The sequence below is a fragment of the Alteromonas lipotrueae genome, from assembly GCF_019249215.1.
In the GTDB taxonomy this organism is placed as follows: Bacteria; Pseudomonadota; Gammaproteobacteria; order Enterobacterales; family Alteromonadaceae; genus Alteromonas; species Alteromonas lipotrueae.
This window is the reverse complement of the sequence record NZ_JAESDI010000008.1, coordinates 147,356-160,266: the sequence shown is the minus strand read 5'-3', so window position 1 is coordinate 160,266 and position 12,911 is coordinate 147,356. Positions and strand designations below refer to the sequence as shown.

Below are 12,911 nucleotides of genomic sequence, written 5' to 3'. Positions count from 1 at the left end.
GTTTTTCCTTTTAATTCATCCGGGCACATTTGTGCCCGGATTTTGTCGTTGTTACTATTATGAAAATACAAATTAGATCACTTCCTTTATTAACCGCGGCTATGCTGCCCTTATTATTTGCGTGTTCGCCTGCCGAGCAAGTTGAAGCCGTGCTAGCAGAAGAGACGAACATTTACCCTTATCAAGAGGGTGATGCCATTCCCGCGTTAGCCTACATAGCGCATAACGAAGTTTATAATCCTGAATCGGTTATCCCGCCTCAGTGCTATACCAAAACCCAAGGTGAAAATAACCCGTGTTATGCGTGTCATCAAAGTTATGATCGCGCCGAAAAGCGCCCTAATCAAATGGGCGACGGTACACTACAAGGGAATTACGAATTCTCAGATGTTGGGCTAACCAACAGCTGGAAAAATCTGTTTATAGATAGACGAGAATTAATCGCGGGCATAGAAGACGATGCCATTTTAAAATACATATCCCAAGATAACTATACTGCCGCCATCGAAGGCGATAGCACTATTCCAAGCTATATGCATATTAAAAACTTAAGTGCTGGTGCCGCTGCGTTTGATGAAGACGGTCTTGCGAAAGACAGTAGCGGGTGGGTGTCGTATAACTACAAACCTTTCCCCAGTACATTTTGGCCCACCAATGGCTCAACGGGCGATGCTATGATTCGCTTACCCAGTGCATTCCAACAGCACAAAGGGGAGTACAGCCGTGATGTCTATTTAGCGAATTTAACCCTGGTTGAAATGGCACTCAAAGAAGTAGATGCCTTGCCAGTACTGGGCATTAATGAAAAAGTATTGGGCCTTGATATAAGCGGCGACAAAGCATTAAGTGAACGGGTGACAACCATGGTGCGCCGGCCTAACTATATTGGCGACGCGGCTGATATTGAGCTTGCACATATGTTGTTCCCAGAAGGCACAGAGTTTTTGCACACCGTGCGCTATGTAGGGGTGGATGAGAACGGCGATATTTACAACGCTGAGCGCATGAAAGAAGTACGCTATATGCAAAAGCACCGTTTTCGAAGCCGGGAAAGTTTAGCTTCAGCTTATTATGCAGAAGCCAAAGACAAGCACTTTGAAAACCTACCGCAAACTCGCTATTTAGGTGAGCAGGGCATTGAAAACGGTTTTGGCTGGACCATTAATGGCTTTATTGAAAATGAGCAAGGTGAATTGCGCGCTCAGCATGATCAAGAGCTCGCGTTTTGTAATGGATGCCATAAAACCGTAGGCTCTACATTCGATCAAACCTTCTCTTTTGCGCGCAAAGTGCCAGGCAGCAATGGCTGGGGGTATATCAACCTGCATGCCATGGAAGATGTACCTAACATTAATGAAGAGCAAGGTGAATTTCTTACTTACATGCAGCGTGTAGGTGGGGGCGACGAATTTCGCCAAAATGGCGAGATGCTAGCCAAATGGTTTACTGATAACGGCATGGTGAATGCTGAAAAAGTAAGTAAAGCTGCGTCTGTCTATGAACTGATAACACCAAGCCCCGAGCGTGCATTAGCATTAAATAAAGCTTATTTAACTATTGTACAAGAACAAAGTTACTTATTTGGCCGCGATGCCACACTCACAGAGGCCACCAACGTGTTAAGCCATATTGATGCTGCACAACCACCGCTGAAGCCAGAACATCGCTTTAAGTGGGACATGCGTTTAAATTGGAATGCCAAAGATACGGAAGAAGTTGCTGGGCAGTAATACTACAGCGGTTAATTTGTTTAAGGATAAATAGTTTAAAAGTACTTTTCCTTGCAAGTAATCAAAGCTAAAGGCTTTGCTCTCTATCGCTGAAAGTAAGCTCACCGCAGTAATGCGGTGAGCTTTTTATGATCTTATTGGGGGCTTTCTAATTTTTCCGTTGCCCCACAGTCACATCAATGGCGGATACCACCAAGGACGAGGTGCTCCACTAATCGCTTCTGCGCCAGATTCAGTAGCCGTTTTTAAATGAGTGTCAGTAGTGGATGAACTCACATCGTTAGCAGTCTTGTGCTCGTTATTAACATTTAGTGATTTAGGCAGCTGGTTGATATTAACCACTTCGCCAAACTTAGGCGTAGAAACTGTTACCTGCTTTTCAGTAGCCAGTTGCGTAATTTTTTCTAAAGGCTCAAACCAATTGTGCAGTGCTAAATCAAACGTACTATTGTGAATGGGCATCATGATGTGCCCCTTAACATCAATATGAGCTTGCAAGCTTTGCTCAGGTAGCATGTGAATTTCTGACCACATATCGTTGTAGGCACCGGTTTCTATTAAGGTTAAATCGAAAGGCCCGAAGCGCTCGCCAATGTCTTTAAACCCGCCGAAATAGCCAGAATCGCCACTGAAAAATAGGTTGGTATTTTCACCTTTTATCACCCAGCTTGCCCATAACGTTTTGTCTTTATCAAATAGCCCACGGCCAGAGAAATGCTGGGAAGGGGTAGCAGTAAAAGTCATAGATGACACCGAAGTGCTTTGCCACCAATTTAGCTCAACAATTTGCTCATTGGGCACGCCCCACTTTCGTAAATGGTTTCCCACTTTAAGGGGAGTAACAAATGTCTCTGTAATATGAGCGAGCTTCTTGATTGCCGATTTGTCTAAATGGTCGTAGTGATCATGACTAATAATAACCGCTTTAATAGGCGGTAATTCATCAATACTGATGGGCGTGTCGTGAAAACGTTTAGGGCCAAGCCATTCTACGGCGAAGGCTCGTTCACTAAAAACGGGGTCTAACAGTACAAACTCTCCGTCAATTTTAAGCAACACACTGGAGTGACCTAAACGAATGATAGCATCATGGTTTAGGTTCAATAGGGCATCACGGGTCACCGGAATAACAGGGATCGGGAAATCAGGTACTGCTGATTCGCGATCATCGGTAAGGTAGGCTTTAGTGATTTTCCAAATAGATGACAATTCAGTTTTATACTCTATTTCAGAATTTTTAAATTTTCCGTCTGATACATTTGCTTGTAAACCATTAGTCGCCAATGCGTTGGTGCTGATCATTAATATGAACCCTAAAGTGAAAAAATTGCGAAGCATATAAAACCCCAACAAAGTAAACTGCACGGTGTAGTTTAGTGTAATTTCAGAAAAAGTAAACTGGTAAGTGTAATTTTGTCGTTATCTTGTATTAAATATTGAAAATGCGTAACGCGATGTTAAAGCCACTGGCTGTCTATTTATTGTGCGGTTTTTGTGGGATGCAAATGAAGTAAGTGCGTTATGCCCAAAAACAGGAGTAATTTTTTTTAAAAGTCTTCGTAATTCATCCCAGCTTAGAAATGTTGACTACACTAAAAGTGTGAATTGAAAACGTAGCGTAGCGGGTAGTGAATGGATAGTACGGGGCTTATGAGAGAAAAGGATATTTTCGAAAAAACATTTGAGCAATGTGGCGTGGGATTAGCGCATGTGAGCCCGCACGGTGATTTTATCCGTGTGAACAGCAAGCTAAGCGGCTTTTTAGGTTATGAGAGTGCGAGACTTATCAAAATGTCGTTTCAAAGCATTACAGAACCCTCACATATTCAAGAGGATTTATATCTTCTTCACCAAGTGCTTCGCGGCGAAATAGATACTTACAGCATAGAAAAAAAATACATTCATGCTAAAGGTCATAACGTTTGGGGAAAATTAACGGTCACTTTGGTTCGTGATGAAAACGGTGAGCCAGATTATTTTATTTCTGTCGTTGAAGATATCGATGATAAGAAGCGCATTGAATCAGAGCTTTATAAAGCAGAGGCGCTTTTCAGCAAGATAGTGGCAGCTTTTTCTTCGCATTCTTTTGTTTGGGTTGCGAACCCAGAGTTAACCCGCATCCATTACATTAACGAGGGTTATCGTAATATTTACGGGCGTGATGAATATGAGTTGCATACTAAGCCTGATGCATTTTTATCTTATGTTCATGAAGACGATCGCTTGCTTGTAGAAAAGGCATATAAAGCGAAACCGTTAGAAAGCTGGGATTTACAATATCGCATCAAAAACAGTCGGGGAGAGGTAAAATATATCCACGATAGGGGCATGCCACTATTTGATGAGAATGAGCAACAGATATTGGTGGTAGGCACCGCTGACGATGTTTCTTATGAAAAAGAGCAACAACAAGCGTTGTTAGAGGCGATTTCTAAACTAGAGTATCTTTCCAAAACAGATCCACTCACCGGTATTTCAAATAGACGAGAGATGTTCATTCAATTAGATAGAGAAATACAACGAATAAACCGTGGTCAGCAACCTTCAACGCTTGTATTCATCGATCTTAACGACTTTAAGAGTATCAATGACACCTTTGGCCATAAAGCCGGTGATAAAGCATTGGTGGGCTTCTCAGATATTATGAAAAATTTCCTACGAGAAACCGACCGCTTTGCTCGGTTAGGCGGCGATGAATTTGTTGTGCTTTTATTTGGTTCAAATGACACCGATGCTGAGGTGTTTTTTGAACGCTTAGCAGAAACCTCATTCGAAATTGAATTTGACAGTGAGTTTGACAGTGAATTAGCAGCTTCCGGCGCTAGCCAAGACAGTAATGTGAATAGTGGAAAAGATAGTTCCACTACCACCGGAACCTCTCTGTCTTTTTGCTTGGGGTGGCATACATGGGATTCAAATATTGTGACTGCCCAAAACTGGGTAGATGCCGCTGACGAAGCCATGTATAAACAAAAACGCCAGTATAAAAAATATACTGGCGCGCAAAAGGTAAGTTGAATCACTGGCCTGCTCTAATCCAATTAATCTAAAAACAGTGCAACGGCATGCGCTACCATGAAGGGCAATGTTAAATTGCCCAGTTAGGTTTTAGTTTTCCTTATTGGCATGCGTTGTGGCAAACCACGCCGCTATTTCAGCCCGCTCGTCATCGGTCATGCCGGTTTTATTTAAAAACGGCATGTCTTTGGTCACGGTAGTGCGTCTTACTAACTGAGGTGCATAACGAGTGATATCTTCCCAGCTATCTAGCACCACACCTAGCGGGGCCACTTTGAATATATCATCAGTTGGGGTACGTGAATGACAGCCTACACAATGGGTATTCACAAGCTCGGTTACTCGTTCATTAGTTACCACGGCTACACTTTCATTTTCAGTACCCGCTACCTCAACATTCGCTGGCGTTTTCGGCCACGAAACCCAAAGAGCTATGGCAAGCATAGCAACAGCACCTGTTACTAATATCGATGGTTTAGTTTTGCCAACATGACGTAGGTTGAAGAAATGTCGAATCCACGCGGCAGCCGCCATTAATGCAATAAGCACTAACCAATTTTGCTCATGCTGATAGGTCATAGGGTAATGATTTGAAATCATGATAAACAATAACGGCAAGGTAAAGTAGTTATTGTGCATCGAACGCAATTTGGCACCCGCGCCCCATTGTGGGTCGATACTTTCTTTTGCTTGTACCGCAGCAACCATTTTACGTTGGTTAGGCATAATGTTGAAAAACACATTACCCACCATAATAGTGCCAATTAACGCCCCAACATGAATGTAAGCCCCACGACCACTAAACCATTGTGTTGATAGATAAGTGACTACACAAATAAGCGAGACTAGACATAACGCAAAGACAATAGGGTATTTAGCCAATGGGCTTCTGCAGGCCAATTCGTAGATGGCAAGGCCACCAAAAATAAGTCCAAGGCCTAAAGATATTGCCATCGAGGGCGACATATTGTTGACTTGAGGGTCAATCAAATACGCCGAAGCGCCAAAGTAATACACTATGATGAGTAGCGCAAAGCCTGATAACCAGGTGGTATAAGCTTCCCATTTGAACCAGTGTAAGGTTTCAGGCATTTTTTCTGGGCCATAAGCATACTTGGCTACTTCATAAAAGCCGCCGCCATGTATAGCCCATAAATCGCCTTTAATGCCTTTATCTTCTTTCCACTTAGGCGGGGTGCGCAAATTATTGTCTAACCAGACAAAATAGAACGACGCACCAATCCACGCCACACCGGCAATTACGTGAAACCAGCGTACAAATAAGCTTATCCAATCAAGCCATGGCATAGTGTGTTTCCTTCTTATTATAACAGCATTGACCGCTTATCCAGGTCTCTGCAATAGCGCGGTCATCACCCAATATACTGAGTGCAAAAAAGACATCGTCAAATTCAGCATTAGGCTTAATTCGTAATTCCATGAGTTCATCATAACGGGGCGTTACAATAATAAAATCGGCAACCGTATTGGGGTTTAAGTTTCCAATCTCGTCATCTAATTTATGTGCTACCGCAGCGCCTTGGGTCATCAAGTAAAACCCTTCGATTGGGCAGATAGGCGCGTGGCGCAACTGGCTAACTTTATACGCATCGCCATAGGTTTTTAACATACTAAAGCTGGTGCCAGCGCCAACATCGGTGGCCAATGCTACATGCACATTATTGGCCCGTGCGGTTTGCATATCAAACAACCCGCTACCTAAAAATAGATTCGAGGTAGGGCAAAACGCTAAGGTTGCATCCGCTTCACCTAATCGTTGCCATTCATCGCTAGAAAGGTGAATACCATGACCAAATACCGAACGGGGGCGTACTAAGTTGTACTTATCGTAAACGTCTAAGTATCCAGATGCCCTCGGGAATAAAGATTTCACCCATGCAATTTCATCTACATTTTCAGACAAATGCGTTTGCACAAAGACATCTTTAAATTGGGTTGCCAGTTCACCTAAAGCTGCCAATTGCGCTTCAGAGCTAGTCGGCGCAAACCTAGGGGTGATCGCGTAGCGATTTCGGCCGGTGTTGTGCCATTTTTCAATTAACACGGCGCTGTCTTTTTGTGCAGTGTCGGGGCAATCTTGTAGGTCCGCAGGGCAGTTTCTGTCCATGCACACTTTACCTGCCACTATCGCCATGTCTATTTCACTGGCGGCACTAAACAAGGCATTACAACACCCTTGGTGTACCGATGAAAAAACGAAGCCAGTCGTTGTGCCGTTCTTCAACAATTGTTGCAAAAACACCTTGGCAATTTTTTGGGCATGCTCCACGCTGGCAAACTGCTTTTCGGTAGGAAAAGTATAGTTTTCAAGCCAACTTAATAGCTGCTCACCATAGCTAGCAATACTTTCAGTTTGTGGGTAGTGCAAATGGCTGTCTATTAGCCCAGGTAAAATCCAGCTGTCTTTATGATCATGTAACACTGCATCAGGGTACTGCTCACGCATCGTGATATACCCGCCAGTGGCGATAATTTTTTTGCCATCAATAACCAAGCCGCCATCGTAAATAACACTAATATCTTCCACTAAGGAAGATGACGTAGTACTAGGTGTTGGAAAGTGTGCAATATTCGCACGAAAAAGCTGCATTATATTTAGCTGCCTCTATAACTGCTAAAACCAAAAGGAGAGATAAGCAAAGGCACATGGTAATGGCCGCCGTCACTTTCAAGTTCAAACGCTATATCTATATGGGGGTAAAAGCTCTTCCCATGGGTAGCAATTAAGTAGTCATGGCTGTGAAAACGCAATGTATACACACCGGCTTCGAATGTCTGACCCCATTGGTTAAAGCGTCCGTCGTTATCGGTTTTACCGGTAAGTACATCGCCATTAGGCAAAGTAAGAGTAAGCGCAATACCTTCTACTGGCTTGCCCGATGTGGTGTCTAATACATGACTTGATAAGGTATTCATTAATTTTCGTCCTTGGCAGTTAACGCTTTGTCTAAGCGTAACAAGGTAATTTTAATTTGTTCTTGGGCTGCTGTGCGAATTTCTTCATTGGTGCTGTTCGGTAATCGCGCTTGCAAGGCGCTAAGCATCGCGTCGGCCGAAAGCCCTGTGGCACAAATAATAAAAATAAAACCATGCTTATCAAGATACGCTTGGTTCGCTTCTTTTAGCGTAAGCAGCGTAGCTTCTGACGCACTGGCTGTGCCTGATTGTTCACCGCTGGCAATGGTTTTCGTGTTGGCAAACTTTTTACGCAGCGAATCTACATCGCCAATCATTGGGTGGGCGGTGAATGCCTCTAAAAAGTCTTCCTTGCCGCATTTTGCCCATGCGGTTTTGGCATATTCTTTTACATCGTTAACGGTGCCAAAAGGGCGGGCGTTCACCATGCTGTAAATCCACGACTGTGCTGCGCAGGTTTGTTGAAACCAACCGGTAGCAGCACTGGTCGATAGGGTATTAAGTTCGTTTAAGGTCATACATTATGTTCCTTAGTGTTAAATCTATCGGCGTTAGTCACCGTAGCATCTTCAACATTGTCTTCACCGGCGTGTAAACGCTGGATAATTTGTGAAGCAATAGATACCGCCACTTCAATAGGACGCTTGCCGGGTATTGAAGTATCGCCAATAGGGGTTGCTAAGCGCGCTAAATCACTTTCATTAAAACCACGGTGTTCCAATTTAGTGATAAAACGCTTGGCTTTGGTTTGTGAACCAATAAGGCCAACAAAGGGTAACGCAGGGTATTTTAATGCTTGCTCGGTAATGCGGTAATCGAGTTGATGATCGTGAGTCAATATCACCAACCAGGTATTTTCTTCCAGCCCCCGTACTTCAGTCTCTGGCGCTTCTTCTACCACCATTTTGACGTTTGCCGGCAGCGGGTGACTGAACAAATCTTCACGACTATCAATCCAGGAAATACGAAGTGGAAGCTGGGCTAAAATAGGTACCAGTGCTTTTGCCACATGGCCTGCACCGAAAATAGCGATGTGCTGCGCATGGCGATTGCACACTTCAAACAACACTTTAACAGCACCGCCACAGCATTGCCCTAGCTTACTGCTAAGGGGGTATGAACGTATTTCTGTGCTTGCACTCTCTTTACTACGACTACCGCCGCTTAGCATCTCACGGGCTGTTTTGATTGCGTCGAATTCTAAATGCCCGCCGCCGATGGTATCAATGCTTTGTGCATCGGTAACCACCATTTTGCTTCCGGCTTCACGGGGTGTGGAGCCAGCAATACTAATGACCGTCACAATAACGTAGGGCGCACCGTCTTGTTGACACTGCGCTACCGCTTCGTACCATGTGCTCACTTTCATTGCGTTTCCTGTTGCGCGTTCTGAACCGATTGAGAGTGTGTTGCTTGTTGCAGCTGCATTACGGCATTCAGTACACGCTCTGGCGTGGCAGGTGTATCTAATTGTGGATCTTGGGTGTAACCAGAAATACTTGAAATGGCATCTTTCAAAGCACACCATACCGAAATTGCTAGCATGAAGGGGGGTTCTCCTACGGCTTTTGAATGGTAAATACTGTCTTCAGCATTCTCTCTGCCAAAAAGTTTCACATCAAAATGTTTAGGGGTATCGCCAATAGCAGGAATTTTATAGGTGGCCATGTTTTCACTGGTTAAGCGACCATCGTTATTCCACACTAGTTCTTCGGTAGTCAGCCAGCCCATGCCTTGAATGAAAGCACCTTCTATTTGGCCAATATCAATAGCAGGGTTCAAGCTATTACCTACATCGTGGAGTATGTCTACTTTATCAACGCAGTACTCACCACTTAAGGTATCAACAGATACTTCACTTACCGACACGCCATAAGAGAAATAGAAAAACGGGCGGCCATCGCCAGTTTCGCGATTGTAGTGTAGTTTAGGGGTTTTATAAAAACCATTGGCCGATAATGACACACGATCAAAATACGCCGCCTGAACTAAATCGCTAAAGGCTTTTTGATGTTCACCTAGCACTAGGTTACCGGCAGTAAACTGTACCTTTTCGGCTTGCTCTGGCATGCCTAGCTCGGTAGCAAAGCACTGCGCAAGGCGTTGTTTTAACGTTATGCAGGCATTTTGCACCGCTTTACCGTTTAGATCTGTGCCGCTCGACGCCGCCGTTGGCGATGTGTTCGGTACTTTATCGGTGCGGGTGGCAGTCACCTCTATCATGTCCATCGACACACCAAACTCATTCGCTGCAATTTGGGCTATTTTGGTGTGTAAGCCTTGGCCCATTTCTGTGCCGCCATGATTCACTTGAATGCTACCGTCGGTATAAATATGTACCAGTGCGCCTGCTTGGTTTAAGTGTTTTGCAGTAAAGGAAATACCAAACTTAACCGGAGTAAGGGCTAGGCCTTTCTTAATAACAGGGCTATTGCGGTTAAAGTCGGTAATCGCGTTTCTACGTGCCCAATAATCGGCGTCTTTTTCAAGTTTAGCTATCATTTCTGGCAATAGGTTGTGCTCTACTTCCATGCCGTAAGGGGTAGTCGTGCCAGTTTCTGGCCCGTACAGGTTTTGTTTACGTACGGTAAGCGGGTCTACTTCCAGTTTGCGTGCCATGGCATCCATCATGGCTTCAGCCATGATCATTCCTTGCGGCCCACCAAAACCACGGTAAGCGGTGTGCGATACCATGTTAGTTTGCAAGCGATGACCTACAATGTAGCTTGCACCCAAAAAGTAACCGTTATCGGCATGAAACATGGCTCTGTCGACAATAGCGTCAGACAAGTCAGGTGAATGCCCACAGTTACCGTTAATATCTACTTTTGTAGCAACAATTTTACCGTTTTCGTTAAAGCCAACCTCAAAGCTGTTATCGAAAGGGTGGCGTTTACCTGTTACATGCATATCTGTGCTGCGGGGTAATCGGCACTTCACTGCACACTGATTGCGAGACGCTAACAAAGACGCCAAACACGCCCACTGGGCAGCTTGGGTTTCTTTTCCGCCAAACCCGCCACCCATGCGGCGCATATCTACCATCACATGATGCAGCTTAATATTGAGCACTTCAGCAACCAGTTTTTGTACTTCGCTAGGATGTTGGCTTGAGGTATACACCTTCATACGGCCATCTTCATCTGGGATAGCCAGAGATACTTGTCCTTCAAGATACATATGTTCTTGGCCGCCAATAGAGAGATGGCCTTTACAGCTCAAAGGCGCAGTGGCCAGTTGAGTATCAGCATCACCTTGGCCGAACTTGTGAGTAGGGCGAACAAAGCGCTCGTGTTTGTGTGCTTCTTCGGTGGTAAATACGCCTGCAGTAGGAATAACCTTAATGGTGCCCTTTAGTGCCGCTTTTCGCGCTAAGTGCACCGAGGTGGCAAGAACAGCAAAATACGGTTGGCCGTAAAACTTAATTTCACCATTGGCGAGTAACGGATCGCCTTCAAAAACAGGCCCAATGTCTTTATGACCAGGTACATCATCGATGGTAATAACATCTACCACACCTTCGCTTGCACGTACGGCAGATAAATCCATAGTTTCAATAATACCCGCCGCGCACTGGCTGGTGCCCACAGCGGCGTACAGCGTGCCGTGCGGCTCTACCAAATCGTCAATATATTTCGCACTACCTTGAACCTGTCTAGCAGCACTTTCATGCTTTACCGACGTATGAACAACCTGTGTTGAGGCTGAATCTTTCGCGCTATCGATAAGTTTACGCATGTTGCACCACCCGAGTTTCAATCTTGTTGCTGCTATGACTGCCTGCTTGGCTAGTGTTTTGATGCTCTAGCCAGAACCGATGCCATAAATTAGCCAGTACTGTTTTACGATATTCTGCGCTGGCCCTTACATCATCTATCGGTGCAAAGGCTTCGCTTAAAATCTGTTTACCAATATTCAAGCATTCGCTACTTGCCCACTGTTTGCCTTTTAATGCGCTATTAAGCGCCTCGCAGCTAGCTGGTATTGCGGCAACACCGCCAAAGCCAGTACTAACGCCTTCAACCTTGCCGTTATTAAGCGTTACGTTGAATACAGCACATACGGCAGAAATGTCATCTTCCATACGTTTTGAAATCTTGTAAGCCGCGACCAATTCATTTTGTGTTAGGTAAGGAACTTCAATGGCAGATAGCCATTCGCCTTTTTCTAGCGCCGTTTGTCGATAGCCGGTAAAAAAGGCGTCTACAGGTACAGCGCGCGTTTGTGTGCCGTTATCAATATGCAGCACCGCGTTTAATGCTAGCAATACAGGCGGCATATCACCAATAGGGGAAGCGTTAGCCACGTTACCGCCCAAGGTAGCTTGGTTACGAATAGGTAGCGAAGCAAATCGGGTAATCAACTCTGCTAACTGGGGAAAGTGCGCCAGTAAAGGTTGCGTCAAATCACTTAATGGCGTGGTTGCACCAAAGGTGATCGAATGTTCGTTTGCAGTGCATCCATTTAGCGATTTTACCCCAGCCAAGCTGATTAATGTGCTCACATCTTTGAGTTGTTGAGTAAACATCAAACTCAAATCGGTACTGCCAGCGACTAATAGTGCATCAGGATGCAGTGCGATAGCATGGGCCAGCGCTGCGCGAGTATCAGGAACAAGCAAGTTGCTCGTACCCAGTAAGGGGGTTCCAGCCAGTTGCTTTAATGAACTTAGCGTGCTGGGCGTGTTACGTGAAAATGCGTCGTCAGGTGTGTTTCCACATACTGATAGCGCCGCATCAATGATAGGGCGATAGCCGGTACAACGACATAAATTGCCCGAAAGTGCATGCAGAACATCGTCGCGATTTGGCGTACCCTCTTGATGATACAAAGCAAACATCGACATAATAAACCCCGGTGTACAGAAGCCACACTGCGAACCATGAAAGTCGATAAGTGCTTGTTGTACAGGGTGTAATGTGTTGCCTTGAGTTAAGTGCTCAACCGCAATAAGTTGTTTTCCATGCACAGCCGACATTAAGGTTATACAACTGTTTACTGTACGGTAATGTAACCCATCGAACTGTGGAGTAGGCTCGGCAATCACAACGGTACACGCACCGCAATCGCCTGCAGCACAACCCTCTTTGGTACCGGTAAGTTTCCTGTGCTCGCGTAAGAATTGGAGTAACGTTAGGTCTGCCCGGGTATCGTCCAATTCAACGAGTTGTTGATTAATAAGAAAGCGAATCATACCCGCACCTCATCACTGTTTTCATTGATATA

The 12,911-nt window shown here is 44.9% G+C and carries 10 protein-coding genes; 2 read left to right on the top strand and 8 right to left on the bottom strand.

Annotated elements, in window-relative coordinates; translation table 11 throughout:
- The first annotated feature begins 59 nt into the window (after positions 1-59).
- Positions 60-1,730 (top strand): Aq_1262 family (lipo)protein, encoded by a 1,671-nt coding sequence (locus JKP82_RS11205; protein WP_159531099.1) that lies wholly within the window; start codon positions 60-62, stop codon positions 1,728-1,730.
- A 171-nt stretch (positions 1,731-1,901) separates the two neighbouring features.
- Here JKP82_RS11205 and JKP82_RS11200 read toward each other — a convergent pair whose 3' ends face one another.
- Positions 1,902-3,032 carry an MBL fold metallo-hydrolase gene (locus JKP82_RS11200; protein WP_258544385.1) on the bottom strand — a complete coding sequence of 377 codons (1,131 nt, stop codon included), beginning with the start codon at positions 3,030-3,032 and terminating at the stop codon, positions 1,902-1,904.
- Between the two features lie 330 nt (positions 3,033-3,362).
- On the opposite strand from JKP82_RS11200, the gene JKP82_RS11195 reads away from it, so the two are divergent.
- The gene (locus tag JKP82_RS11195; RefSeq protein ID WP_218397079.1) at positions 3,363-4,748 is read left to right on the top strand and encodes a diguanylate cyclase; all 1,386 of its coding nucleotides are present in this window, start codon (positions 3,363-3,365) and stop codon (positions 4,746-4,748) included.
- Between the two features lie 90 nt (positions 4,749-4,838).
- Here JKP82_RS11195 and JKP82_RS11190 read toward each other — a convergent pair whose 3' ends face one another.
- From JKP82_RS11190 to xdhA, 7 genes are read right to left on the bottom strand one after another with little or no spacing between them, the layout of a single operon-like run.
- Positions 4,839-6,056 (bottom strand): urate hydroxylase PuuD, encoded by a 1,218-nt coding sequence (locus tag JKP82_RS11190; RefSeq protein ID WP_159531093.1) that lies wholly within the window; start codon positions 6,054-6,056, stop codon positions 4,839-4,841.
- Positions 6,043-7,359, bottom strand: a complete 1,317-nt coding sequence (guaD, locus tag JKP82_RS11185; protein WP_218397077.1) for a guanine deaminase — start codon at positions 7,357-7,359, stop codon at positions 6,043-6,045. The genes JKP82_RS11190 and guaD overlap by 14 nt, the downstream gene beginning before the upstream one ends.
- Positions 7,360-7,364: 5 nt before the next feature.
- Positions 7,365-7,685, bottom strand: a complete 321-nt coding sequence (gene uraH / locus JKP82_RS11180; RefSeq protein ID WP_159531089.1) for a hydroxyisourate hydrolase — start codon at positions 7,683-7,685, stop codon at positions 7,365-7,367.
- Complete coding sequence (uraD, locus tag JKP82_RS11175; protein ID WP_159531087.1) at positions 7,685-8,203, bottom strand: 2-oxo-4-hydroxy-4-carboxy-5-ureidoimidazoline decarboxylase; 519 nt, start codon at positions 8,201-8,203, stop codon at positions 7,685-7,687. Before uraD ends, uraH begins: the two co-directional genes overlap by 1 nt.
- Positions 8,200-9,054: a xanthine dehydrogenase accessory protein XdhC gene (gene xdhC, locus JKP82_RS11170; protein WP_218397075.1), complete on the bottom strand. Its 855-nt coding sequence runs from the start codon at positions 9,052-9,054 to the stop codon at positions 8,200-8,202. Before xdhC ends, uraD begins: the two co-directional genes overlap by 4 nt.
- Positions 9,051-11,423 carry a xanthine dehydrogenase molybdopterin binding subunit gene (gene xdhB / locus JKP82_RS11165; protein ID WP_159531083.1) on the bottom strand — a complete coding sequence of 791 codons (2,373 nt, stop codon included), beginning with the start codon at positions 11,421-11,423 and terminating at the stop codon, positions 9,051-9,053. Before xdhB ends, xdhC begins: the two co-directional genes overlap by 4 nt.
- The gene (gene xdhA / locus JKP82_RS11160; RefSeq protein WP_218397073.1) at positions 11,416-12,879 is read right to left on the bottom strand and encodes a xanthine dehydrogenase small subunit; all 1,464 of its coding nucleotides are present in this window, start codon (positions 12,877-12,879) and stop codon (positions 11,416-11,418) included. Before xdhA ends, xdhB begins: the two co-directional genes overlap by 8 nt.
- Positions 12,880-12,911: the final 32 nt, after the last annotated feature.